Annotated in this window: 19 protein-coding genes; 7 read left to right on the plus strand and 12 right to left on the minus strand. The window is 74.8% G+C overall.

The features are described 5' to 3' along the window. Positions 1-36: 36 nt before the first annotated feature. On the minus strand, positions 37-420 hold the full coding sequence (locus ACQBJO_RS11910; protein WP_421007469.1) for a DUF3499 domain-containing protein: 384 nt from the start codon (positions 418-420) through the stop codon (positions 37-39). Between the two features lie 71 nt (positions 421-491). Here ACQBJO_RS11910 and ACQBJO_RS11915 point away from each other — a divergent pair, with 71 nt between their 5' ends. Then, positions 492-887 (plus strand): metallopeptidase family protein, encoded by a 396-nt coding sequence (locus ACQBJO_RS11915; protein WP_255184022.1) that lies wholly within the window; start codon positions 492-494, stop codon positions 885-887. A 90-nt stretch (positions 888-977) separates the two neighbouring features. On the opposite strand, the gene ACQBJO_RS11920 is transcribed toward ACQBJO_RS11915, so the two are convergent. Genes ACQBJO_RS11920 through ACQBJO_RS11930 form a run of 3 tightly spaced genes read right to left on the minus strand, consistent with a single transcriptional unit; the run spans position 978 to position 5,802 of the window. Beyond that, on the minus strand, positions 978-2,450 hold the full coding sequence (locus tag ACQBJO_RS11920; RefSeq protein WP_421007470.1) for a DUF5719 family protein: 1,473 nt from the start codon (positions 2,448-2,450) through the stop codon (positions 978-980). Then, a complete protein-coding gene (locus tag ACQBJO_RS11925; protein ID WP_421007471.1) occupies positions 2,447-5,518 on the minus strand; it encodes a glycosyltransferase in 3,072 nt (1,023 codons plus the stop codon). Before ACQBJO_RS11925 ends, ACQBJO_RS11920 begins: the two co-directional genes overlap by 4 nt. A gap of 14 nt (positions 5,519-5,532) precedes the next feature. Next, positions 5,533-5,802: a WhiB family transcriptional regulator gene (locus tag ACQBJO_RS11930; protein ID WP_255184025.1), complete on the minus strand. Its 270-nt coding sequence runs from the start codon at positions 5,800-5,802 to the stop codon at positions 5,533-5,535. A gap of 176 nt (positions 5,803-5,978) precedes the next feature. Between ACQBJO_RS11930 and ACQBJO_RS11935 the strand changes: the two genes are divergently transcribed. Further along, positions 5,979-6,809 (plus strand): 2-phospho-L-lactate transferase CofD family protein, encoded by an 831-nt coding sequence (locus tag ACQBJO_RS11935; protein ID WP_421007472.1) that lies wholly within the window; start codon positions 5,979-5,981, stop codon positions 6,807-6,809. A gap of 157 nt (positions 6,810-6,966) precedes the next feature. Here the strand turns inward: ACQBJO_RS11935 and ACQBJO_RS11940 are convergent, their stop codons facing one another. Then, entirely contained in the window at positions 6,967-7,893 is a 927-nt protein-coding gene (locus tag ACQBJO_RS11940) for a DNA-3-methyladenine glycosylase family protein (RefSeq protein WP_421007473.1), read from the minus strand. A 41-nt stretch (positions 7,894-7,934) separates the two neighbouring features. Here ACQBJO_RS11940 and ACQBJO_RS11945 point away from each other — a divergent pair, with 41 nt between their 5' ends. Continuing rightward, positions 7,935-8,753: an aminoglycoside phosphotransferase gene (locus tag ACQBJO_RS11945; protein WP_421007474.1), complete on the plus strand. Its 819-nt coding sequence runs from the start codon at positions 7,935-7,937 to the stop codon at positions 8,751-8,753. A gap of 77 nt (positions 8,754-8,830) precedes the next feature. Here ACQBJO_RS11945 and ACQBJO_RS11950 read toward each other — a convergent pair whose 3' ends face one another. The 4 genes from ACQBJO_RS11950 to ACQBJO_RS11965 are packed head-to-tail and all read right to left on the minus strand — an operon-like array spanning position 8,831 to position 14,776. Continuing rightward, the gene (locus tag ACQBJO_RS11950; protein ID WP_421007475.1) at positions 8,831-9,679 is read right to left on the minus strand and encodes a class I SAM-dependent methyltransferase; all 849 of its coding nucleotides are present in this window, start codon (positions 9,677-9,679) and stop codon (positions 8,831-8,833) included. Positions 9,680-9,681: 2 nt separating this feature from the next. Continuing rightward, the gene (locus ACQBJO_RS11955; RefSeq protein ID WP_421007476.1) at positions 9,682-10,704 is read right to left on the minus strand and encodes a lysylphosphatidylglycerol synthase domain-containing protein; all 1,023 of its coding nucleotides are present in this window, start codon (positions 10,702-10,704) and stop codon (positions 9,682-9,684) included. Then, positions 10,701-12,602, minus strand: coding sequence for a glycosyltransferase (locus tag ACQBJO_RS11960; protein WP_421007477.1), 1,902 nt, complete (start codon positions 12,600-12,602; stop codon positions 10,701-10,703). Before ACQBJO_RS11960 ends, ACQBJO_RS11955 begins: the two co-directional genes overlap by 4 nt. A 32-nt stretch (positions 12,603-12,634) precedes the next feature. After that, entirely contained in the window at positions 12,635-14,776 is a 2,142-nt protein-coding gene (locus ACQBJO_RS11965) for a hypothetical protein (RefSeq protein WP_421007478.1), read from the minus strand. A gap of 49 nt (positions 14,777-14,825) precedes the next feature. Between ACQBJO_RS11965 and ACQBJO_RS11970 the strand changes: the two genes are divergently transcribed. After that, entirely contained in the window at positions 14,826-15,539 is a 714-nt protein-coding gene (locus ACQBJO_RS11970) for a TIGR03089 family protein (RefSeq protein WP_255184032.1), read from the plus strand. Positions 15,540-15,575: 36 nt separating this feature from the next. Here ACQBJO_RS11970 and ACQBJO_RS11975 read toward each other — a convergent pair whose 3' ends face one another. Then, positions 15,576-17,186: a peptidoglycan-binding domain-containing protein gene (locus ACQBJO_RS11975; RefSeq protein WP_255184033.1), complete on the minus strand. Its 1,611-nt coding sequence runs from the start codon at positions 17,184-17,186 to the stop codon at positions 15,576-15,578. Between the two features lie 297 nt (positions 17,187-17,483). On the opposite strand from ACQBJO_RS11975, the gene ACQBJO_RS11980 reads away from it, so the two are divergent. Further along, a complete protein-coding gene (locus ACQBJO_RS11980; protein ID WP_421007479.1) occupies positions 17,484-18,305 on the plus strand; it encodes a CoA transferase subunit A in 822 nt (273 codons plus the stop codon). A gap of 1 nt (position 18,306) precedes the next feature. Next, complete coding sequence (locus ACQBJO_RS11985; RefSeq protein ID WP_255184035.1) at positions 18,307-18,945, plus strand: CoA transferase subunit B; 639 nt, start codon at positions 18,307-18,309, stop codon at positions 18,943-18,945. A 66-nt stretch (positions 18,946-19,011) separates the two neighbouring features. Here the strand turns inward: ACQBJO_RS11985 and ACQBJO_RS11990 are convergent, their stop codons facing one another. Beyond that, the gene (locus ACQBJO_RS11990; RefSeq protein ID WP_421007480.1) at positions 19,012-21,195 is read right to left on the minus strand and encodes a SpoIID/LytB domain-containing protein; all 2,184 of its coding nucleotides are present in this window, start codon (positions 21,193-21,195) and stop codon (positions 19,012-19,014) included. 18 nt (positions 21,196-21,213) lie between these two features. Further along, positions 21,214-22,170: a glycosyltransferase family 2 protein gene (locus ACQBJO_RS11995; RefSeq protein ID WP_430407181.1), complete on the minus strand. Its 957-nt coding sequence runs from the start codon at positions 22,168-22,170 to the stop codon at positions 21,214-21,216. A gap of 117 nt (positions 22,171-22,287) precedes the next feature. On the opposite strand from ACQBJO_RS11995, the gene ACQBJO_RS12000 reads away from it, so the two are divergent. Further along, positions 22,288-23,676, plus strand: coding sequence for an LCP family protein (locus tag ACQBJO_RS12000; RefSeq protein WP_421007482.1), 1,389 nt, complete (start codon positions 22,288-22,290; stop codon positions 23,674-23,676). The last annotated feature ends 34 nt before the right edge of the window (positions 23,677-23,710 follow it).

Here is a 23,710-nt window from a genome sequence, read left to right on the forward strand (position 1 = left end):
GCCTATGCCGCGCAGGGGCGGGCGGCGGATGCGGGATCAGTCGCGGTCGCGGAGCACGCGCAGGTGGCCGCGGCGCCCCGTCTCGGTGATGCTCGTCGGCTCGGGGCGGGCGTTCGTCGCGACGTGGCGGGTGCGCTCTGAGTCGGTCGTCGGCCCGGGCCGGCGACGCACGACCTCGGCGAGCGCGACGAGGTCGTCGTGCGTCGCGGGCGCGGGCTGGTCGGCGGCCAGGCGCACGACGTCCCAGCCGCGCGGGGCGGTGAGGCGGGCGGCGTGGTCGTCGCACAGGTCGTAGGCGTGGGGCTCCGCATAGGTCGCGAGCGGGCCGAGGACCACCGTGGAGTCGGAGTAGACGTAGGTCAGGGTCCGGGCCGCCGGTCGCGGGCACGCGGCACGGGAGCACTGGCGAGAGACGGACACCCGTGCAGGCTAGGCCACGATCGGCCCGATGTGCGACGCCACGCCGTCGCCCGACACCTACGATCGGGAGGGTGAGCCGTCATCGTGATCGTCGTGGCCGGGGCCTGCGCGGGCCCCTGGCCCACCCCGTCGTCCCGGCGATGGCGACCCGCGCCGAGGCCTTCGACGACCTCGTCATCGACACGGCGCAGCGCTTCCGTGGGGTGCTCGGTCGCCGGTGGGGCGATGTCGAGTTCGCCGTCGAGGACATCCCGCCGTCCGACCCGCAGGGCTGGGAGGAAGGTGTCCCGCTCGCCCGGCTGTGGCCCCAGCAGGGCCTGCTGCCGGCGCGCATCGTCGTCTACCGCCGCCCGGTCGAGACGATCTCCCGTGGCGCCGACCAGGCCGAGGTCGTCCACGAGGTGATGGTCGAGCAGGTGGCCCGGCTCCTCGGCGTCGACCCCGATGAGGTCGACCCGCCCCGCTGACCCCGCGGCGGCGGCTGGGTCGATGTATCCGGGTGGGCCCCAGCGCACCCCCATACATCGACCCAGCGCCGAGAGCCGCGGGCGCGCGGGTCAGCGGGCGCGGACGACGGGGACGTCGCGGACGGCGACGCGCGAGGGCAGCAGCGGCACGGACGCCGCGCCGACGGTCTGGGCCCCGGGCGGGCTGAGGTAGAGCACGGCGGCGTGGACCCGGCCTTCGTCCGGCCGCACCCACACGGCGTCCGCGTCACCCAGGGGCAGCGCCTGGCTGTGCGCGTCGTCGAGCTCGAGCTCCTCGGTCGTCACCTCGCCGTCGCGGGAGACGAGCACGTCGACCTGCGCCTGCCCGTCCGCGGCGGTCACCTCGACGAAGCGCCGCGAGACGTCCTCTGGCACCCGGGGCAGGGCCGCCCCGCCGAGCGAGCCGAAGGCCGGTGTCGCCACCGACCAGGCCATGTCCCGGCGCTCTCCCGCACCGGTGGTCTCGGTCCACGCCGCGGCCACGACCGGCTCGTCGGACTCGACGACCCACGAGCGCATGCCGTCGGCGAGCGGCAGCTCGACGTCGACGGCCTCGCCCGCCGGCACCGTCACGACCTTGGCGCTGCGTGCCGGGTCCTCGCTCAGCCGGCGGACCTGCACGACGGCCTCCCGGTCGCCGGGTGCGGCGACGACGATGCCGCGCCCGGAGCCGTTGGCATTGCCCGGCAGGACGAGTCGGCGCGCCGGCGCCGCCGTGGGGCCGACGACGTCGAGCCCCGCCGGCGTCAGGCCGTCGAGGTGGTGGTCGACGATCGCGGGCGAGACGAGCCCGCCCGTGCTCGTCACGTGCACGGCCTGGGGCGCGGCCGTCCCACCGATGCTGTCGAGGAGGACGACGTTGCGTCCGCCCGCGGGGACGACGACGGAGCGGCCGGGACCGTCGGAGCCGCCCCCCTTCGCGCCCACGACGTCGACCTGCACGGTGATGGCATTGCCGCCGGGGTTGGTCAGGACGAGCCGCTCCTGGCGCCCCTTGTCCCCGCCGCCGGCGACGAGCCAGGCGTCGGCGGTCGGCGCGGTGCACGGGAGCGCGGCGAGGCCCTGGACGTCGCCGTCGGTCGCGGTGAGGCTCTGCGTCGCGACGAGCCCGGGCGCCCGCTCGCCGGTGCCACGGACACGAAGGGGGTCGGACCCCAGGTCGTCGTCGGAGACGTCGGTCGGGCCGCTCGTCGAGGAGTCGCGCGGGACGCCGCTGGACGCCTTGGACAGCGGGTCGATGGTGATCCGGCCGGGGTCGTCGGCGGGCCGCACGACGCCCTCGAGCACGTCCGCCGGTGCGGCGTGGGCGTCGACGGACCCGCTGACGTCGACGTCAGGGGTCTCGTCGTCACCACCGGCGAAGGGGTCGCCCGGGCAGTAGCTCGTCGTCAGGGTCGTCGCCGCGCTGGACGCGCCGCCGGACGGTGGGGTGGCGTCCGGCGCGGAGCCGAGTCGGTCGGCGCCGACGACGAGGCCGGCGGCGGCAGCCGCCACGACGACTCCTCGGGCCACGGGGGCGGCCCACGGTCGGGACTCGCTCATCGCTCGTCCTCCTCCTCGGGGTCGGGACGGCGCTCGGTCGGCAGGGCGAGGTAGAGGGCCAGGAGCAGGGCCAGGCCCTGGGCGGCCTTCCACCACGGGTGTCCGGCCCCGACCGCGACGCTCATCTCGTCGGTGCCCTCGGGCAGCTCGTAGGTCGGGACGGCGCTGTGGGTCTGCGCCCGCAGCAGTCGACCATCGGCGCGCACCTGGACCCGGTCGCTCCAGTCGAGCGACTCGGCGACGGTGAGGGTGTCGGCCTTCGGGATCGCGACGTCGCCACCGGTGTCGCCGTGCGGACCCTCGACGGCCACGGCGTCGCTCGTGCGCGCGGTCGTCACGCGCACCCGCGAGGGCACCGACTCGTGGGTGACCTCGGAGCGCACGGCCCAGGTCGTCGTGCCGGCGCTCGAGCCGAGCCGGCTCAGGCCGGGCGAGGCGTCGACGAGGCGGCGCTGGGCCTGCGTCGGGTCCACGACGACGAGGTGCGAGACGGCGTGCTCGGCGAGGACGTCGCTCGCGGCACGCGTGCCCTCCCCCGCGCCCAGGAGCTGGGCCACCGCAGCGGCGACCTCCTCCTCCCCGGGGACCGGTTCGCCGACCACGGGCAGGTCGCGCACGAGGGCGCCGGGCTCGTCGCCGACGAGGCGGTAGACCACGCCCTCGTCGGTCGGCTCGACGACGAGCGCGCGCGACCCGAGCGGCCCCTCGGCGGAGGCGACGGCCACGAGCGGCCGCGGCTCGCGCCACGTGGTCAGGTCGTCGCCGTAGGAGTGCTGGCCGACGACGACACCACTGCCGACGGCGGCGACGAGCAGCGCGAGGGCCGGCAGGGCCAGCCAGGCGCGAGCACCGCTGCCGCGCAGTCGGTCCGGGAGCGTGTCGGAGGCGATGAGCACCGCGACGAGGGCAGCACCGACGAGGACGATCTGCCCGAGGCCGGCCCAGGCGGTGAGCGCTGCGCCCGGGTCGGGTGCCCCAGCCGGGCGGTGGCCGAGGACGAGGTGGGGCGCTCCGAGGGCCCAGCCGAGGCCGAGCAGGCCGACGAGACCCGCGAGCCACGACCCGGCACGACGACCGGGCACGAGCAGGGCGAGCAGGCCGATCGCGAGGACGGCCGCGGTCCACCACGTGGTCGGGGCGCCACCGGACAGCTGGCCCAGGGCCAGGTCGGTCGCGGAGGTGCTCAGCTGCACGTCGGTCATGCCCCACCCGGTGAGCAGCCGGCGCGGCTGCTCCTGCAGGGCGAGCAGCCACGGCCCGGCGAGGGCGAGCGGCACGACGGCGAGCGTGATCCCGCGGGCCCGGCGACGCGAGTCACCGCCGACGAGCAGGACGAGACCGACGGCGACGAGCACCACTCCCACGACCGGGACGACGGTCGCGAGCAGGGTGCCCCACAGGGCGGTGCGCACGGTGTCGCTGTAGGTGGTCGTGCGTCGGCCGGCCCGCACGAGACCGGCCGCGATCCGCGGCAGCAGCACGAGGGCGAGGAGCGCGCCGATCCGCCCTTCGCCCACGGCGAGTGCGGCAGGCGCGGTCGTCACCCAGGCGAGTGCGGCGGCCGCGCGCACCCAGCGGTGCGTCGACCAGGTGCGGCTCGCCGTCCAGGCGGTGGCCGCGGCGAGCGGCAGGGCGGTGACGACGAGGAGAGCCAGCACGACGCCGGCCGGCGAGTGGCTGGCCCCGAGACCGGGGATCCACGACACGAGGCGCGAGAGCAGCGAGAGCACGACGAGCGCGGGGCTCTGCTCCGTGCCGGAGCCCCAGCCCTGGCCGTGCCAGGCCATCCACCAGCTGTCCCACAGCTGACCCGCCGTCGCGCGCCCGCCGAGGAGCTCGCCGCCGACGAGGCCGAAGTCGGTGCGGTGGCGCAGCTCGCCGGTGATGTGCCGTGCCGACCACATCGACAGGCCGCCGGCGAGGAGCACGAGCCACGGGAGGGGGTGGGTCAGCCAGCCGCCCTTGCGCTCGACCTCGAGCGAGCGGGCGTCGACGACGGGGTCGCGGCCGACACCGCTGCGGGCGTCGTCGACGATGCGTCGTCGGGCGTCGGCCGGGGTGACGAAGAGCGCGTCGAGGTCGCTGCGGGAGACCTCGCGGGGGGCCCGCCCACGCAGCCGCGAGCGCAGCGTGCGCAGGTCGAGGGCGGCCGGCAGCGAGGCGAGCTCGTCGGCGCCCATGCCGGGACGCTTGAGCACGACGAGGCCGAGGCCGATGACGAGGCTGGACAGGGCGATCCACAGCGCGAGGAAGGGCGCGGTCGCCACGTGCGCGCGGGTGAGTGCGGCCCGTCGCGCCTGGCGACGGTGCTCGGTCGTCGGGCGGCGCTCCGCGGCAGTCGGTCGCACCGCGACCTTGGCCTCCGGGACGACGACGACTCGTCGACCCGCGCGCTGCGAGCGCCAGCCGAGGTCGAGGTCGCCCCCGAGGTCGCCGAGTGCGGGGTCGTGCCCGTCGAGGCGCTCGTAGGTCTCGCGGTCGAGCAGCAGCCCGTCGAGCGGGGCGGCGATCGCGTCGATGTCGGCGTCGTGCTGACCCTGGTCGGTCGTCCCGGCGACCGGGTGCGGGACGATCCGCCCGGCGCGGGTCACCTGCAGACCCATCCGCACGATGCGGCTCGGGTCGCGCTCGTCGACGAGCTTGGGAGCAGTCATGCCGACCCCTCGGCCGGTCGCCGCGACGAGGCGGCGCAGCGCCTCCGGGTGGGGGCGGGCTCGCGAGGTGAGCACCCAGACGAGGTCACGTCCGATGTCTGCCCTGGGGAGCCGGTCGATCATCGCGGGGAGGATGCGCCGCAGACCGCGGCGGGGGCCCAGCGTCGTCGTCAGGACGTCGATGCCGGCCTCGTCGACCGGAGCGAGGAGGTCGCTCGTGTCACCGAGCCCGTCGATGGCGCCGTCGACGAGGAGGAGTCGGTCCGGCAGTCGGTCCTGGGCGAGGAGGGCGCTCAGGACCTGGCCGGTGGCTTCACGGGTGCGTGCGACGACGACCGCGGTGACGGTCGCCGGTGGGGCCGTCGTCCGCCGAGAGGGGGTGGCGGGGGTTGACGTGGGGCTGGGCTGCGTCACGACCTCGCCGACGGTCAGACCGCGCGCTTCTTGAGCTTGCGGCGCTCTCGCTCCGACAGGCCGCCCCAGATGCCGAAGCGCTCGTCGTGCTCGAGGGCGTACTCGAGGCACTCCTGGCGCACCTCGCACCCGACGCAGACCTTCTTGGCCTCGCGGGTGGAGCCGCCCTTCTCCGGGAAGAAGGCCTCCGGGTCCGTCTGGGCGCAGAGCGAACGCTCCTGCCAGGACAGCTCCGTGGACTCGTCGTCGATGTCACCACCGGTGATCAGCTGAAGTTCGTGCATGGTCCCTCCTCGACCTCGGCACTCGACCCTGTACTTCACGTCACACCGTCTGGCGGCCTGACATGTCTGTAATTACATGCGTGTCATGCGTGCGTCGTCAAGCCGAGCAGGCTATGGAGCGGCGAACGGTCCACCGCTGCACCGGCCTCCGACGCCTGGCTGAGAACATGTCTCCCATGCGCATCACCGTGATCTCCGGCGGGCCCGCCGGCGCCCCGTTCGTCCGCGGCCTCGCCGACCACCTCGCCGCCTCGCCCGGCGCCGACGAGGTGACCGTGGTGGCCAACACCGGCGACGACATCTCGCTCGGCGGGCTGCGCCTGTCCCCCGACGTCGACGGCCTGCTCGCCGCGCTCTCCGACGCCCCGGTGGCCGCGCCCGACACCTCCGTGGTCACCGACGAGCTCGGCGCCCTCGGCGTCCTGCCGGCGTGGTTCCCGGTCGCCGACCGCGAGATCGCCACCCACCTCGCCCGCACCGCCTGGCTGGGCCGGGGCGCCACCCCGAGCGAGGTCACCGCACGCCTGGCCGAGCGGAACGGCCTCCCGGCGAAGGGGGTCCGGCTGCTGCCGATGAGCGACGTCCCCGTCGAGACGCACGTCGTCCTCGACGACGAGGAGGGCCAGAGCGCGGTCCACGTGCAGCAGTGGCGTCACGAGCTCGGCCGCCCCGCCGCCACGCGCTTCGTCGTCGCGGGCATGGACCGCGCCGCCGCGGCCCCCGGCGTCCTCGACGCCGTCCGCGAGGCCGACCTCGTCGTCCTCGCCCCCGGCGACCCCGTGCTGTCGATCGGCATCGTCCTCGGTGTCCCCGGCGTCCGCGATGCCCTGCGCGGCACCTCGGCGAAGATCGTCGGCGTCACCCCCGACCTCACCGACCTCGGCCCCTCCCTCGCCGCCGTCGGTCTGGACCCCACCCCGGCGGCCGTCTCCGGCCTCTACCGCGACCTGCGCGCCACCTGGCTCCCCGCCGACGCCTCGCCCGCCGACGTCCTCACGCACGCCTGACCCGCGGGTGCAGCTGAAGGAGCGGACGACACCGGGGTGGCCCGACTCATGGGCGAAGCCGGCCGACGGACCGACGCACGCTGCGGGGAGACCCGCCGGCTTCGTCCTTAGGGCCACCCCGGTCGTCGTCCGCGACGGAGACCGATCCGACCCGGGCTCAGAAGCGCGTCGGGAGGTGCGTGGGCAGGGAGCGGCGCGGGCCGCGTCGGGGTCGGTGGCCGGCGGTGGCGGTGATGACGACCTGGGCCCGGTAGCGCTGACCGGCGTAGGGCTCGAGGAGCTCGGCCATGCGGGCGTCGTCGCCGACGACGCCGTCGAGGGCGAGGGTGACGTCCTTGGCGACGTGGTAGTCGCCGAAGCTCGGTGAGTCGGCGTCGCCCAGTGCCCGCTGGGCGACCTCCGCAGCGGTCCAGACGCCGACGCCGGGGAGCGAGCGCATCCGCGCGTGGGCCTGCTCCAGCGGCAGGTCGGCGCACTCGTCGAGGCGACCGGCGACCCGCATCGCGGTGACGACGACCCGCGAGCGGGCGCCGTCGACGCCGGCGCGCAGCCACGCCCACGACGGGATCCGGGCCCACTCCGCGGCGGTCGGCGGGCAGACCAGACCGAGCTCCTCCCCCGGCCCGGGCGCCGGCGAGCCGAAGCGCCGCACCAGCTGCCGCTGGCTGCTGAACGCCTCGCGACCGGTGACCTTCTGCTCGAGGACGGAGCACACGAGCATCTGGGCGACGAGCCCGTTGGCCGGGACCCGCCAGGTGCGCAGCCGCGGCCACCCACGCGCGACGAGGTCGTGGTGCGGGACGAAGCCGCTCGGGTCGTCGCGCCCCCCGACGAGGTCCGGCAGCCGGTCGAGGATCCAGTCGGCACCGTCTCCCCACGCCGAGGCGACGACCTCACCCCCTTCGTCGGTCAGGAGCAGGGTCACCGTGCCCGCCGGCGTCGTCCACGCGAACCACCAGTCGCGGCCCGCCCGGTGGCTCGTCGGGTCACCGCCACCCCGGACGAAGGGGGGCAGCACCAGTCCGAGGTCGACGGGCACGGGCGGGCGGTGGCACCGCGTCGTCGGGTCGGGGTGGCTGGTCACGCCGACGATTGTGCCGGTCGCAGGTGACATAGCGTGAGGCCATGCGACCGACCGAGCACGTGCTCGACATGTTCGCGGTGCCGGGCGCCCTCGAGCCCGTGGCCGGCGGGCAGGGCCGCAGCGTGCGTGCCGGGGACCTGCTCCTCACCCCCGGCCGTGATCCGCGCGTGCAGGACCGGCTCAGCCCGCCGCTCGCCCGGCTCGCCGTCGAGCTCGACACCCGGCCCGGGCGGGACCACCGGGACCTGCGGATCGCGATGCCGGTACCCGCGCGGGACGGCAGCTGGGTCGTCGACGGCTGGGCCGCCACACGCTACGAGCCCGGAACCCTCCCGCTCACCGACCTCACGGCCACGCTCGCGGTCGGTGCCGTGCTGCACGCGGAGCTCGCCCGGGCGGTCACCGCGTGGCCACTCGCCGACGAGTCACCGATCGGACGCTGGGCCGTGGCCGAGCGGGTGGCCTTCGGCGAGCGCCCGCTGCCCGACGACGCCCTCGACGCAGGGGGCCGTGACCTGCTCGCCCGCCTGGCCGCGGCCCGTGACGACACCGACCTCGGGCCCGCGCAGCTCGTCCACGGCGACCTCGCAGGCAACGTCCTGCTCGACCCGCAGGGGGCCCCGGTCGTCATCGACGTCGCGCCCTACTGGCGGCCGGCGCTGTGGGCGCAGGCCGTCGCGGTGCTCGACGCGGTCATGTGCTCCCTCGCACCCGCACACGTCATGGACGAGTGGGCCACCGGTCGGCGCGGGCAGGCGATGCTGCGGGCGGCGATCTTCCGCCTCCTCAGCGACCGACCGGCGGACCTGCCCGCCTACGAGTCGGCACTCGGCCCGCTGCTCGCGAGGAGTGCGCGCTGACCTGTGTCACCCCGTGCACGCCCGGGTCACCCCATACGGTGACGCGGGCGCGCAGAGGGTGACACGGGACGGGCTGGTCAGCGCTTGCGGAAGGTCAGCAGGATGAAGGTGTAGTCGAGGTTGACCCTCGACCAGTGCACCGGGCGCTCGCTGTGCGCCAGCGTCGCGTCGTCGACGGTGCCGACGAGCTCGAGACCGTGGCGGTCGGCGAGCGCGACGAGCTCGCGGATCTCCTCCGGCGAGAAGATGTGCACCTGCGAGCCGTAGATGACCTTGCCCGTCGTGTCCGGCGGGTCCTGGTCGTAGTCGGTCGAGACGACGAGCACGCCACCGGGGCGCAGCAGCCGCGCCGACTCGGCGACGAAGCCCTCGAGCGGCACGCCGTGCTCGATGACCGACATGCACGTGATCGCGTCGAGGTGGCCCGTCGGCAGACCCGTGTCGGTGACGTCGCCGTAGCGGAAGGCCACCCCGTCGCGGGTCACCTGCGACCCGAACTCGAGGTTGATGCCGATGAGCGAGCCGGGCGCGGCGCCGAAACCGTAGAGCCGCAGCCACGGCAGCACCGGCGAGTAGCGGGCGCTGCCGGCGTCCATGACCCGCGCGCTGCGGGTGCCGTCGTCGGCGAGGTCGAGGACGGCGGCGACGGCACCGAGGGCGTCCCAGTTCTTCGGCAGGTCACGGTGCAGCGGCAGGCGCAGCCGCTTGGCTTCGGCGACGGCCCGCCGCCACGTCGCGCCGTCGGTGAGCACGGCGGTCGGCGGCACGGTCGTCGGCGCGGGACGAGCCCCCTTCGCCCGGGCCTCGAGCCGTCGCTGGACGGCGACCCGACCCCACAGGAGGTGCTCGGCCCCGCGCTTGGCGACGGCCAGCAGACGCCCGCCGGGGGGCGCCGCGACCTGGCCGGAGGTCGTGGGATCGGACATGGTCAGTCTCCTTGCGGGGAGGGTGTCGGGTCGGGGCCCGCCGTCCCGGGGGACGAAGGGAGCAGATGGTGCGTCTTCGCCCAGAGCCAGCCGATGGCCGCCCACACGACGTCCGCGACGACGGTGAGGAATCGGGCGACGACGACGACGGCCGTCGCCGCGGACACCGGCATCGTCGTCGCCAGCAGCACGACGAGGACGACGTCGCGCACGCCGACGCCGGCGGGCACGACGATGCTGAACATCCCGATCCCGGCCGCGAGCAGGTAGCCCGAGACGGCGACGAGGAGCAGGCGGGAGGCGTCGGCGTCGTCGGGCGCGAGGTTGCGCGCCATGACCCACACCGACAGGCCGCCGACGATCCACGAGGTGGCGAACCACAGGCTCGACAGGCCGACCGCAGCGTGGGTGAGGTCGTGCTCGAGCGGGTCGCGGCGCAGCAGGCGCAGCATCGTGCGGATGCCGAGGTTGAGCACCGGGGGCCACAGCAGCACCCCGAGGACGGCGATGATCGCCAGCAGGACCCACCACGGCACGACCGCGTCGCCGCGGGTGAGCAGCACCGGCAGTGCCGGCAGGCCGAGGATCATGCCGGTGAGCGCGGAGAGGGCGATCGTCAGCAGGCCGACGATCGCCGTGCGTCGCCGGGGCACGCCGAGCCGGTGGGCCATGTCGGTCTGGACGACGACCGACCACACCGAGCCGGGCAGGTACTTGCCGAGCTGGCCGACGAAGAAGACCCCGCTCGCCGGCGCGATGTGCAGCCGTGAGCCGAGGTCGGCGAGCAGCACCCGCCACCCGAGCACCGTGAAGAAGGGCGAGAGCATCGCCAGGCCGGTCGCGGCGAGGAGGGTCACGGGTCCGATGCGCCCGAGGTCGCCGCGCACCTCGGCCCAGTTGCGCCACAGCGCGATGCCGACGGCGACGAGGACGAGGACGAGGAAGCCGATGCGCAGCACGTCGAGCGCGCGCTTGCGCGTCGTGCGCCCGGGCGCCGGGGGCGCCCCCGCCTCGTCGTGGCTCATCGGCGTCGCAGGGTGAGCCGGACGAGGGCGTGCGCGGCGTCGGGGTCGGCGCTCACGCGCGAGGCGTGCCGCAGCCGGGCCGTGAGGTCGCCGTCGACGTCGCCGACGAGGGTGAATCCGACGTCGGCCGCGCGGGCGATGACCGCCCGCAGGTCGGCCGCTCCGCCGATGACGTCGTCGCCCTGACCGCCCACGGGCAGGGTCAGGCACAGCAGGCCGCCGGAGCGCAGCGCCCACCCGGCCTGGGTGAAGGTCTCGTCGATGTCGGCGGCGGACGCGTCGTCGGGGTGCAGCCGGGTGACGACGTCGAGGGTCGCGGTGTCGACGTCGAGCAGCGTCATCGACGAGCGGGCGCCGGTGAGCTCGACCTCGACCGGCGCGTAGCCGGCGGCCCGGGCCCAGCGGCCGAAAGGGGACCCGCTGCCGGATGCGTCGATGATCAGGGCCTCGCGCCGGCCCTCGTCGCGCATGCCGATGAGCACCTCGAGGGCACCGAGCGCGGCCCACTCGCTGATCTCGTCGGCGCCGCGCGGCAGGCCGAGGTCGCGGGCCAGCTCGCGGGCGCGGCGGGCCTCGTCGTCGTGGGCGAGGACGTCGGTGGCGCGCAGCCACGAGGGGAAGTCGCCGGGGGTCAGCTCGAGGCGCGGGCGCCGCCGGTCGCGGGCGAGCCGGGCGAGGGCGACGACGTCCTCGGCGCGGTCGGCGACGCGCCCCAGGCGCGACTGGCGTCGCACGGGCGCGGCGAGCGTCGGGTCGGCGAGGACGTCGGGGGCGCTCAGGGCCTCGAGGGTGCCGACGTAGCGGGCCCAGGGGGCCTGCAGGTCGGGTGGGGTGACCCCGGCGCGCAGGCGGGCGACCTCGTCGGGGTCGCGCAGCCGCTCGAGCACGGCGACGATCGCGTCCTCGTCCTCGGGCGGCACGAGGTGCCCGTCGACGCCGTCGTCGACCTGGTCGCCGAAGGTCCCCACGTCGGAGGCGAGGACGGCCAGCCCGTGCTGGTGCGCGAGCAGGACATTTTGGCTCGCGGTGGCGCTGCGATAGGTGAGGGAGAGCACGTCGTGCTGCGCGAGCAGCGGGGCGATCCGCTCGGCGGGGACGTAGCCGCTGTGGATCTGCACCCGGTCGCGCAGGCTGCGGTGCTCGGCCAGCCGCCGGATCTCGTCGCCGGCGTCGCCCCAGATCTCCCCTGCGACGGTGAGCGTCACGTCGGGCACGCGGAGCATCGCCCGCATGAGGACGTCGATGCCCTTGTAGCCCCGCACGAGGCCGAGGGCGAGCAGCCGGGCCGGGCCGCGGTGCTCGGGGCGCTCGACGGGCTCGCCGCCCGGCAGGTGCGGCGGCAGGTCGGTGACGACGACGTGCTCGGCGTCGAGCTCTCGGGCGAGCCGGGACTGCTCGGCGGAGTGGACGACGACCGCGTCGACCCGGCGGAAGAAGGTGCGCATGAGCGCCGCGTCACCGGGGTGCGGCTCGTGCGGCAGGACGTTGTGCGCGATGACGACGCTGCGCGGCCCGCGCCCGGTCATCGCGGTGCGCCCGACGCCGGCGGCCCGCAGCAGGGTGAGGTGCAGCGGCACGACGGGCGGGATGACGTGCACGACGACGATGATGTCGACGTCGCGCAGCCGCCGCCCGGCCCGCACGAGCGAGTCGGGGCGGGCCCACGACAGCGCCCGCACCGTGCGGGGGAAGGGCGGCACGTCCGGGTCCCCCGAGCTCGGCACGGACTGCTCGCCGGGGTAGAAGAAGCTCGGGTAGAGGTGGCTCCACGACACGAGCGTCACGTCGTGACCGGCCGCCTCGAGCTCGTGGGCGAGGGTCGTCGTGTGCGAGGCGACGCCGCCCTTGTAGGGATGCGTCGGCCCGACGACCGCGATCTTCAACGTGGCGTCATCCATGTCGTGGGCAGCCTATGCGACGGTCCCCCGGGTCACCGGGCGACACGACCCGTCCACACGGTGAGGTGCAGCGGGTCCAGCCGCTCGGGGCGGGTCGTCAGCACGTGGGGGTCCTCCATGAGGGTCGTGTCGAGCACCGTGCGCACGTCCGTCGCGCCGATGTCGTCCAGGCTGGCGCGCTCCCGGTGGGCCACGAGGAGCAGCCGGCCACCCCGCTCGCGCACCCGCTCGTCGAGCCGCTCGGCTGCGGCCCGCACCTGCTGCGGGTCGTCGCGCAGCCGGCCCGTCGTCGCGATGCTCGGCACGCCGCACATGCCGCGGGTGATCTGGGTCCAGTGGTTGACCGCCCAGTCGTCGACGGCGAGGACGACATCGCCCGGCGCGAGGGCGTCACAGTAGGTCCGGGCGGCCGCCAGTCCCCCGTCCTCGACGCGCTCCGTGCGGTGCGGCCAGGTCGCCAGGGCCGTGGGCACGGCGGTGACGGCGAGCGCGACGGCGAGGACCGCGCCGCCGATGGCTCGCCCGTGCCGGGCACCGGCCCACCGTCCGGCCCACACGGCGCCGGCGACGGCCAGGACGATCGCGAGCGGCAGCGCGACGAGCAGGCGCCGGTCCGCCCACGGGTGGTCGGGGGTGATCCCCGGGCGCCACAGCGTGAGCAGCGTCGAGCCGGTCGTGACGACGAGGGCCGGACCCCACGACGGGAGGGGTCCCCCCTTCGCCCACCAGGTGCCGAGGGCACGCCACAGGCCGGCGAGGACGACGAGCGAGATGACCACGGCCGCGGGTCCGACCCACCAGGCGAGCCAGTCGACGGAGTGCTCGGCATAGGTGCGGCCGCCGTCGACGGGCAGGCCCAGCTCGGCCTGCATCCGGGCGACGTACATCGCGCCGGGGTCGCGGGGGTCCTGCCGCACCGTCATGACGAGCGGGCGAAGGGAGAGCCCCACCCCGACGAGGACCACGAGGGCCGGGAGGAGCACCGGCAGGCTCGACGTCACCGCGACCGGCAGCGACCAGCCGCGCCGCGAGCGCCGTAGCAGCCACCAGCACAGCAGGGACATGAGGACGACGAGCCCGACGAGCGGGACGAGGGAGGCGCCGATCTCGCCGAGGTAGCGCCAGCTCATCGCCCCGGCGACGGCGAAGCCGGCGAGCGTCGTGCCGATGGCGCCGACGAGCAGGTGCCGCCCCCAGCCACGCCCACGGGCGAGGAGGGCGGCGGCGACGGGGATGAGCAGCATCGTCTCGCGCAGGGCGTCGATGCGCACGATCGAGGTGCCGCCGACGAGCGCGCCCGCGAGCACCGCCGCTCCGGCCCACGCCCCCGAACCCCGCAAGACCCTAGGGTTTTGCGATGTCGTGGTCCCGGAACGTCGCAAGACCCTGGGGTCTTGCGACGTGTGGGGCTCGTCGGCGGCGCGGGCGAGGAGCGTCAGGGCGAGGAAGCCCGCGGCCAGGGTCAGCCCCGCCAGCGGCTCGGAGTAGGTCGAGCGCGAGGTGTGCAACCACGGGAAGCAGAGCCCGACGAGCACCGCGGCCACCGGCGCCGCCCACGGCGCGACCGTCCGGGCGACGAGCAGCCCGATCGCGAGCAGGGCGAGACCTCCGAGGACGGCCGGCGCCCACAGGGTCGGGGTCGCTCCCCCGGCCCACCACGGCAGCGAGTAGACGAGCGCGGGGCCGGGCATGAACTGCGGCTGGACCGTCGGGTCCTGCGGCGACCCGGTCTCGTAGAAGGCCGGCGACTCCAGGGTCAGCCCCTCGTCGGCGAGCGTCTGCGGTCCGCCGATCGTCTCGGGGTCGATCGCGACCGGCCGCACCCCCGTCTCGGCGAGGTAGATCGTCGCCTGCAGATAGCTCGCGGAGTCGCGCCGCGGCATGACCTGCTCGGAGTGCGTCACGCCGGTCCACACGGTGACGGCGAGCACCCCGACGACGAGGGCCGCGGCCGGCGCAGGACGAAGGGGGGTCCCCCCGGGCCGCGGGAGCAGCGCCGACAGGCGCCAGGCGAGGGCCGCGGCGATGAGCGCGGTGAGCAGGCCCACGAGCGGCACCCAGGCACCCAGCCAGGCGATGACCGCCCCGGCGAAGCCGAGGAGGAGGACCCACAGCGCCGCGGTGACGACGAGACGCTCGAGCGGCGGGGCGAGATCACGCGGGGCGGGGTCCACGGCGGCCACGCTATCCGGCGCGGGTGGGCGCGGTTCGTAGGCTGGGCGCATGCCCACTCCCGCAGAGGTCCTCGCCACCGTCAACCGCACCGACTCCGCCGCCCCGCGGATCACCTGCTACGACGACCAGCCGGGCCCGACGGCCGGAGAGCGGGTCGAGCTGTCGGGCCGCGTGCTCGGCACCTGGGTGAGCAAGGCGGCCAATGCGATGCAGGAGGAGTGGGACCTCGAGCCCGGCTCGGTCGTGCGGCTCGCGATGCGCCCGCACTGGCGCCTCCTCTACTGGGCGTGGGCCGCGTGGTCCGTCGGCGCGGTCGTCGACCTCGAGGGCGCCGGCCCCGCCGACCTCGTCGTCACCGATGACCCCGAGCGGCTGCCCGACGACGCACCCGCAGTGCTCGTGACCCGGGCAGCCCTGGCCCGCCGCGCGGACGCGCCGGTCCCCGACGGGGTGATGGACGAGGCCGCCGACCTCGCGACCCACGGCGACCTCTTCACGCCCTGGGCCGAGCCCGAGGGCGACGACACCGCCCTTCGTCTGGCCGACGAGGAGACCTCCTACGCGGACGTCGTCGACATGGCCCGCTCCGGCTCGACGATCGACGACGGCGCCCGGGTGCAGCTCGTCGACCCCTCGGCCCAGGCCCTGCTCGTCACGGCCCTGGCGGTGTGGTCCGCCGGCGGCTCGCTCGTCGTCCACCTCGGTGCGGTCGACGAGGAGACCCTCGCCCGCCGGGCGCAGACGGAGGGCGTCACCGCCTGAGCGGTGACGCCCTCCGTCGGGGTGCCGTGCCGTGGCTCAGCCGCGACGCGCGCGGACCTCGCGCTCGAGGGCCTGCCACGTGACGGCCCCGACGTAGCCGGTGCGGGAGAGCCCGTGGCGGCCCTGCAGGGCACGCACGGCGTCCTGGGTGGCGGTGCCGAACTTCCCGTCCGCGGGCAGTCCGAGGTAGCGCTGCACGAGCTCGACGGGGTAGCCGGTCGAGCCGGGCTTGAGCACCGTGCGGCGGTAGGAGAGGAAGGGGTACTGCCTCGCCTCGAGGGCTGCCCAGGTGCGCTCCTCGACGATGCCCGTCTCGCGCAGGCCCGCCGACTTCTGGAAGCTGCGGACCGCCCGCTCCGTCCCGCTGCCGAAGGCGCCGTCGACGGCCACGCCGCCGAGAGCGCGCTGCAGCACCTTGACCGCGGCGCCGCGCGCGCCGGTGGCCAGGACCGTCGAGCGCAGGTCGGCGAACTCGGTCCTGGTGACGACGACCGCCGAGGCCGGCGGCGCCGAGCCCTTGGGCGTGGTGATCTTCGGGTGCTCGGTCGTGTCCTCGGTGGCCGGGGGCGTGCCGTTCTTCGTGTAGGGGACGCCGGCGAGCGCCTTCCACACGTTGTTGGTGACGATGCCGTCGACGCGCAGCTGCTTGTCGGTCTGGAAGTTGCGCACGGCCTTCTCCGTCGCGGGCCCGAAGGCGCCGTCGACGGTGATCCGCAGGGTGCGCTGCAGGGCCTTGACCGCCTCGCCCGTCGACCCGAGGCGGATCGAGGTGTTCATGTGCTCCGCGAGGTCGCCGCCCTTGTCGTCGCCGCGGGCGGGGATCTTGCCGAGCAGGACCATGCGGTTCCACGTCGCCTCGTCGAGGACGCCGGTGACGGGCACGCCGTTGGCCTTCTGCCAGGTCTTGAGGGCCGACTCGGTCGCCGGGCCGAAGACACCGTCGGCGGTGACGCCGATGACGCCCTGGGCCAGCTGCACGTCGGGGCCGGAGGCGCCCACCCTCAGGGTCGGGTAGGAGTCCGGGTCGACGACCGGGCCGGCGGGGCCACCCGGGGTCGTCGTCACCCCGGTCCAGGCCTTGCCGGTCCACCACGACGTGCGCTGCATCGCGCCGTCCCAGCTGAAGGAGAAGTGGATGTGGTCGGTGTGCGGGCTGACGCCGTTGTAGGCACGCCAGCCGGCGCTCATGTTGTAGGTCCCCCAGATCTGGCGGTTCCAGATGATGTACATGATCCCGAAGCGGCGCGCCATGGCCGCCGGGCGACCCTCGGCGTCGGGCGCGAGCAGCCAGGTGATGACGCCGTCGGCGACCGCCCGCTCGTGGGGGTCGTAGGCGTTGAGCATCCAGTCGAGGGCACGGCCCTCGGAGTGCTCGGTCAGGCCGTAGTTGCAGGCCCGGGAGATGCCGTAGTTGAACTCGTCGTAGTGGTTGGCCATGAGCCGGGCGAAGGCGGTGACGCCGGGCTTGGGGTCCGGGTCGCACACCGACTGCGGGATGTATGGCGAGGCGACATCCAGCTCCTTCGGCAGGTTGTTGTTGACGGGAGGCTCCGGGACGGCGCTGGTCCGGGCGGTGGCCGCAGTGGCCGCGGGCAGGGTGAAGGCCGGGATGAGAGCGGCACCGACCAGGCGGACGGAACGTGACACGCGGAGGCTCCTTGGGTGGGAAGCGGGCAGGGGAACCCGACGGGCGGTGGCGTGGTGTCTCGTCCCGACCGTCTCGTCACACTCGTCACAGCGATCCCAGACATCACAGCCAGTCACTCTTATTCCACGAGTCACACAAGACACGCCAGCCCCACTGAGCTAATTACGTCCCTGTGGTTTGGGTGCGGCGGCGACCCCGGCCGTCGACGACGAGTGGCGCGGGAGCCCCCTTCGCCCCGGGATCGGTGTGGCGGGGCCCCATCCGTGGCCACGTGGCGAGGGACTACGGTCGGGACCATGGACAAGGTCGTCTCCTCACCAGCCGAGGCCGTCGCGGACATCCCCGACGGTGCCACCCTCGCGGTGGGCGGCTTCGGGCTCTGCGGGATCCCGAGCGTGCTCATCGCCCAGCTGCAGGCGAAGGGGGTGAAGGAGCTCGAGTGCGTCTCCAACAACTGCGGCGTCGACGACTGGGGCCTGGGCCTGCTCCTCCAGGGCGGCCAGATCCGCCGGATGGTCTCCTCCTACGTCGGGGAGAACAAGGAGTTCGCCCGGCAGTACCTCTCCGGTGAGCTCGAGGTCGAGCTGACCCCCCAGGGCACCCTGGCCGAGAAGCTGCGCGCCGGCGGCGCCGGCATCGCCGGCTTCTGGACCCGCACGGGCGTCGGCACCCAGATCGCCGACGGCGGCCTGCCGTGGCGCTACGACGACGCGGGCAACATCGCGATCGCCTCCCCCGCCAAGGAGACCCGCAGCTTCGCCGTCGCCTCGCGTCAGGCCGACGGCACGACGGTGACCGAGGACCACGAGTTCGTCCTCGAGGAGGCCATCGCCACCGACTTCGCCCTCGTGCGCGCCTGGAAGGGCGACCGTCACGGCAACCTCGTCTTCCGGACGACCTCGCGCAACTTCAACCCCCTGTGCGCCATGGCCGGGCGGGTGACGGTCGCCGAGGTCGAGGAGCTCGTCGAGCCGGGCGAGCTCGACCCCGACGCGATCCACCTGCCCGGCATCTACGTCCAGCGGGTCGTGCCCCTGACCCCTGAGCAGGCCGCCGACAAGCGCATCGAGAAGCGCACCGTGACGACGAAGACCGACGCGACGAAGGAAGGTGCCTGACATGGCGCGCACCCGTGAGCAGATGGCCGCCCGCGCCGCCGCGGAGCTGTCCGACGGCGACTACGTCAACCTCGGCATCGGGCTGCCCACGCTCGTGCCCAACTACGTGCCCGACGACGTCGAGATCGTCCTGCAGTCCGAGAACGGGATCCTCGGGGTCGGGGCCTACCCCGCCGACGAGGACGTCGACGCCGACCTCATCAACGCGGGCAAGGAGACGGTGACCCTGCGCAAGGGCGCCTCGATCTTCGACTCCGCCACGAGCTTCGGCATGATCCGCGGCGGCAAGGTCGACGCGGCGATCCTCGGCGCGATGCAGGTGGCCGCCAACGGCGACATCGCCAACTGGATGATCCCCGGCAAGATGGTCAAGGGCATGGGCGGCGCGATGGACCTCGTCCACGGCGCCCGCAAGGTCTTCGTCCTCATGGAGCACGTCGCCAAGGACGGCTCGCACAAGATCCTGCAGGAGTGCGAGCTGCCCCTCACCGGCAAGGGCGTCGTCCAGCGGATCATCACCGACCTCGCCGTCATCGACGTCACGCCCGACGGGCTCGTGCTGCGCGAGGTCGCCGAGGGCGTCACCGTCGACGAGGTCGTCGAGCGCACGGGCGCCCCCCTGCGCATCGAGCTCGACTGACGAGCCACCGACACACCGCGGGTCGCACCCGCACGGCGGGCACGGCCCGCGCCACGCTCACCCGGGTCAGGCATCCCTGACCCGGGTGAGCGTCGTCGATCCCACCCGAGCGCTCGGACCGAAGGCCACGACGGTGGGCCACTGAGGCTGGCGCTGGACGAGGGTGGTGACCGACGCTCCCGGAGCGGTCGTGACGACGAGGACCGGCGCGCGGTAGCCCGCCGCGAGCGCGGCATCGCTCGTGCGGTCCGACGAGGTGCGGGCGAGCACGACGCGGGTGCCGGTGTAGGAGTTGCGGAAGTACTCGGCCAGCTCCGCGGAGACGTCGCCGTGCCCGGCGCCGGCAAAGCGCATGATCCGCAGCCCGTGACCCGTGAGGTCCTGGGCGACCGCGGTGGAGATCCGGCTCGACGGGCCGAGCAGACGCACCGTCGTCACCCCGGCGCGGCGCAGCGCCGCCCGCGACTGCCACCCGACGCGGGTGGCGCCCGCCCACACGACCGGCTCGCGCCGCGGCCCCGCGACGGCGCCGAAGGCTCCGGCAGCCGGCACGCTCGCCTGCGTCGAGACGCCCGCGACGGTGATCGGCCCCTGCTGGCGCATGAGGTCGACGACGGCCGCACCCGTGGCGTCCTTGTCCGCCTGGCCGACCCGGGTGACGGTGATGCCGCGCGCCCGCAGCTGGCTGACGACGGGCGACCCGACGAGGGTCGATCCCCCGACGACGTAGGCGCGGGTGATCCGCGAGCCGCGACGGTCGAGCTCGCGGACCGTCGCCGAGGTCAGCTGCCCCCGCCCCGAGAGCAGGAGCGGCGCCCGCAGGGCACCGGCCAGGGGCCGGGCCATGACGAGGTGGGCGACGTCCTCCTCGTAGGTGCTGGCGATGACGACCGTCGACGCCGTGCTCGGCGCCGCCCGCCCGGTGGCCGCGGCGAGGTCGCTCGCGCTGCTGCCGCCCACCCGCTCGGTCGCCCGGTGGATCGACGAGGAGGACAGGCCGAGCGCCCGGCGCAGCGCCTCACCGCCGAGGCTGCGCACGGCACCGGTCGACGAGGTCGCGACGGCCGTGCGCACGGTCCCTGCCGAGGTGCGCTGGGACAGGTCGAGCCGCACGACGTCGGTCAGCCCGAAGGCCCGGGCGAGCTGGGCCCCGGTCACCGTCGTCGTCCAGCGGCGCCGGGGGTTGTCCGCGGTCGTGCTCCACGGGTCGCTCACCGAGCGCAGGTAGGGCACGGGCGTCGCGCCGGGGAAGGCGTCCTCGTTGTTGACGGTGCGGCCTCCGGAGGAGGACGAGTAGAGCGCCTCGATGAGTTGCCCGCCGTAGCGGGGGACGAAGCCGGTCGTCGCGCTGCCGCCCGCCCGCACCGCCGTCTGCCAGCGGGGCCAGAAGGAGGCCTCGCTGCCCTCGGGCACGGGTCCGTAGACCTGGTCACCGACGCCGTCGACGACGTGGCAGGCGCACTCCGCTCGCACGCCGGCCTGGACCTTGCGCAGGGCATAGCTGCGGGCCGCGGCCGCCTGCGCCTCGAGGGCCGCCTCGGGCCAGGCCCACGGCACCTCGCGCACCTGGTCGAGGTACTCGTCGGCCAGCCGCAGCTGCAGCACACCCTGGATCGTGGCCGCACCCGGTGTCGGCGTGACGACGAAGGGGGCGTGACGGTACCTCCTCGTGCCGAGCCCGAGGTCGGTGCGTGACTGGTCCCAGGTCACCTGCACCGAGGTCCCGCTCACCGAGGTCGTCGAGCAGGTCGAGCACGTGGCGGCGACCGCGCTGCCGCTGCGGCGCAGCGTGACCGACTGGCCCGCGGGCGCGGTGAGCGTGCGCCCGCCGGCGGTGACGGTCAGCTTCCCGCCGTTGGTGCCGGTGGACAGGCCGCTCACGGTCGTCGTCGTCGCCCCGCTGACGATGTTGACGAGGATCGTCTGGGTGTCGGGCACCTGGTCGTAGGTCGTGCCGGTGTAGTAGCTCGCGAGGATCTGCCCTGCACTGCGGCCGGCCTTGGCCTGGGCGAGCGCGCCGTACTGGCTCATGCCGACCCCGTGGCCGAAGCCGCTGCCCGACAGCGTCCAGGACGCGGGGGCCGCCGAGGTCGCGGCGCTCCCGGCAGCAGCCGAGCCGGCCGCGCCGGTCGCGGCACCAGTCGGACGTGCGGAAGCCACGACCGGGGTCGCGAGCACGGCGGTCATCACGAGTGACCCCACCGCCGCGACCACGGAGCGTGCCGTGCGCCGGGCGCCGAGCCTGTCCATGGACCGAGTGTCCTCTCCTCAGGCCCGGGGCGGAAGACCCTCGGACAGGTGCGCGGGGCTCGTGAGGAAGCCGATGCCCCACGACCAGTGCATCGTCGCGATGGCGGCCGGGACCCGCACGCGCACGGCGGGGTCCTCCCCCTTCGAGATGATCCATCCGCCGATGGTCACGGCCGCGGCGTACCCGGCCGGCACGAGCCAGGCGGGACGCCACGCGGCACCGAGCGCCGTCGCCGCGAGGGTGCCGGCGACCATCGTCGGCGGCGCGAGATAGCGGGCACTGGCCGTGCCGGGGTGGCGGCGGGCGACGACCCGGCGCCAGCGGCCGTAGTTGAGGTACTGGTCGGCCAGCCGGCGAAGGGAGGACCGCGGGCGATAGGTGACGACGAGGTCGGGGGTGAACCACACCCGCCCGCCGCTCTCGCGGATGCGGTGGTTCATCTCCCAGTCCTGGGCCCGGGCGAAGTGCGGGTCGTAACCACCCACCCGCTCCAGGGCGGACCGACGGAAGACGCCGAGGTAGACCGTGTCGGCCTCGCCGGCGCCACCGCCGGTGTGGAAGCGCGCTCCCCCGACGCCGAGCGGGCTCTTCATCGCGCAGGCGATCGCCCGCTCGAGCGGGGTGGTGCCGACGGCATCCATGATCCCGCCGACGTTGTCGGCGCCCGTCTCCTCGAGGGCGGCGACAGCCCGGCTCAGGTAGTCGACGGGGATCTCGGCGTGCGCGTCGACCCGGGCGACGACCTCACCGGTCGATACGCCGATCGCCGCGTTGAGCGCGTCCGGGGTGCGGCCACTGGGGTTGGCGACGGTGCGCACCCGCGCATCGGCCGCCGCCAGCCCGGCCGCGACCTCGTCCGTGCGGTCGGAGGAGGGCCCGAGCGCGAGGACGACCTCGAGCTCGCCGGGCCAGTCCTGACCGAGGACCATCCGGACCGAGTCGGCGAGATGACGCTCCTCGTTGAGCACGGGCATGACGACGCTGACTCGGGGGGACACGCGCTCCAGTATGAAGGTCGTCACCGTCGCTTCATCTCGGACTCGCCGCTCTCGTCCGGCGACCTGCCAGCCTTTGCTCCTATCCTCGTCGGCATGCCTGAACGCCCCTCCCGCCCGCGTCGGCCCTCCGGCGACCGCTCGTCCGGCCGTCGGCCCGACGACGACGCGATGACCTTCGACGTCCGTCGCGGCCGTGCCGACGACGAGACCGCGCGGGCCATCCCGACCGGCAAGCGGCGCGCACCCGGCCGCCCCTCCCCCGCCTCCGGCGAGCGCCCCGCCCGCCAGCAGCGCCCCCGCCAGCAGCCGGCTGCCCAGGGACGCCCCCGCCCGGCCGCGGCCTCGTCCCGCCGGCCCGTCGAGGAGCCCCGGACGCGGGTCATGCCCGCCGGCACGCCCCCTTCGCGCCCCGCGGCGGAGCGCCCCCGTCGTCCGGCCAGCGGTGGTCCCGCCGGCCCGAAGGCACCCGGAGGTCCCCGCCGCCCGGCAGCCCGCCCCGCCGACACCGGCGGACCCGGCCGACGGCGCCGCCCGCTGCGCACCCTGGGCATCTGCGTCCTCGTCCTCGCCCTCGTGTGGGGCGGCGCGATGGTCTGGGCGGTCAACAGCGCCTGGTCCAACGTCGCGAAGGTCGACGCCACCCCGCCCGGGCCGCACCCCGACAGCGAGGGGCGCAATGTCCTGCTCGTCGGCAGCGACTCCCGCGCCGGTCTGACCGACGAGGAGCGTCGCGAGCTCGGCACCGGCTCCGACACCGGCGGAGCCCGCACCGACTCGATCCTCGTGCTGCACACCGGCGGCGGGAAGTCGACGCTGCTGTCGATCCCCCGCGACTCCTACGTCGAGATCCCGGGCAACGGCATGAACAAGATCAACGCCGCCTTCAGCATCGGCGGGCCCAAGCTGCTCAGCCAGACCATCGAGCACAACACCGGGCTGAAGATGGACGGCTACATGGAGATCGGCTTCGGGGGCTTCGCGCAGGTCGTCGACGCGGTCGACGGGGTCAACATCTGCGTCAAGAACGACATGGACGACCCCAAGGCGCACATCAACCTCAAGAAGGGCTGCCAGGACATGGACGGCAAGACCGCCCTGGGCTATGTGCGCGCCCGCTACTCCGACCCCGAGGGTGACCTCGGGCGGGCGAAGCGGCAGCGGCAGTTCCTCGGTGCCCTCATGGGCAAGATCGCCACGCCCTCGACGGTGCTGCAGCCGTGGAAGATCCACTCCCTCGGCAAGGACAGCGCCGGCGCCCTCACCGTCGGCGAGGACGACTCGATGTTCGGCACGGCGCGTGCCTTCTGGGCCTTCCGCAGCATCGCCAAGGGCGACGGCAACTCGGTGACCGTGCCGATCTCCAACAACAACCTGCCCACGCCCGTCGGCTCGGCGGTGCAGTGGGACGAGGAGCAGGCGCCGAAGCTCTTCGACGACCTGAAGAACGACCGGTCGATCACCGTCGAGCCCGACGACAGCTGAGCCCACTCGCTCCCTGAGGAGGCCGCCCGCGGCC

It is taken from the genome of Janibacter zhangyanbonis, from assembly GCF_050507325.1.
GTDB lineage: Bacteria > Actinomycetota > Actinomycetes > Actinomycetales > Dermatophilaceae > Janibacter.

What these genes read in the sequence shown, in the direction of transcription:
- ACQBJO_RS11995 (WP_430407181.1), bottom strand. Translation starts at nt 22,170, where the DNA reads ATGCCCGTGCTCAACGAGGAGCGTCATCTCGCCGACTCGGTCCGGATG.
- ACQBJO_RS11960 (WP_421007477.1), bottom strand. Translation starts at nt 12,602, where the DNA reads ATGGATGACGCCACGTTGAAGATCGCGGTCGTCGGGCCGACGCATCCC.
- ACQBJO_RS11945 (WP_421007474.1), top strand. Translation starts at nt 7,935, where the DNA reads ATGCGACCGACCGAGCACGTGCTCGACATGTTCGCGGTGCCGGGCGCC.
- ACQBJO_RS11935 (WP_421007472.1), top strand. Translation starts at nt 5,979, where the DNA reads ATGCGCATCACCGTGATCTCCGGCGGGCCCGCCGGCGCCCCGTTCGTC.
- ACQBJO_RS11955 (WP_421007476.1), bottom strand. Translation starts at nt 10,704, where the DNA reads ATGAGCCACGACGAGGCGGGGGCGCCCCCGGCGCCCGGGCGCACGACG.
- ACQBJO_RS11920 (WP_421007470.1), bottom strand. Translation starts at nt 2,450, where the DNA reads ATGAGCGAGTCCCGACCGTGGGCCGCCCCCGTGGCCCGAGGAGTCGTC.
- ACQBJO_RS11990 (WP_421007480.1), bottom strand. Translation starts at nt 21,195, where the DNA reads ATGGACAGGCTCGGCGCCCGGCGCACGGCACGCTCCGTGGTCGCGGCG.
- ACQBJO_RS11930 (WP_255184025.1), bottom strand. Translation starts at nt 5,802, where the DNA reads ATGCACGAACTTCAGCTGATCACCGGTGGTGACATCGACGACGAGTCC.
- ACQBJO_RS11980 (WP_421007479.1), top strand. Translation starts at nt 17,484, where the DNA reads ATGGACAAGGTCGTCTCCTCACCAGCCGAGGCCGTCGCGGACATCCCC.
- ACQBJO_RS11950 (WP_421007475.1), bottom strand. Translation starts at nt 9,679, where the DNA reads ATGTCCGATCCCACGACCTCCGGCCAGGTCGCGGCGCCCCCCGGCGGG.
- ACQBJO_RS12000 (WP_421007482.1), top strand. Translation starts at nt 22,288, where the DNA reads ATGCCTGAACGCCCCTCCCGCCCGCGTCGGCCCTCCGGCGACCGCTCG.
- ACQBJO_RS11970 (WP_255184032.1), top strand. Translation starts at nt 14,826, where the DNA reads ATGCCCACTCCCGCAGAGGTCCTCGCCACCGTCAACCGCACCGACTCC.
- ACQBJO_RS11985 (WP_255184035.1), top strand. Translation starts at nt 18,307, where the DNA reads ATGGCGCGCACCCGTGAGCAGATGGCCGCCCGCGCCGCCGCGGAGCTG.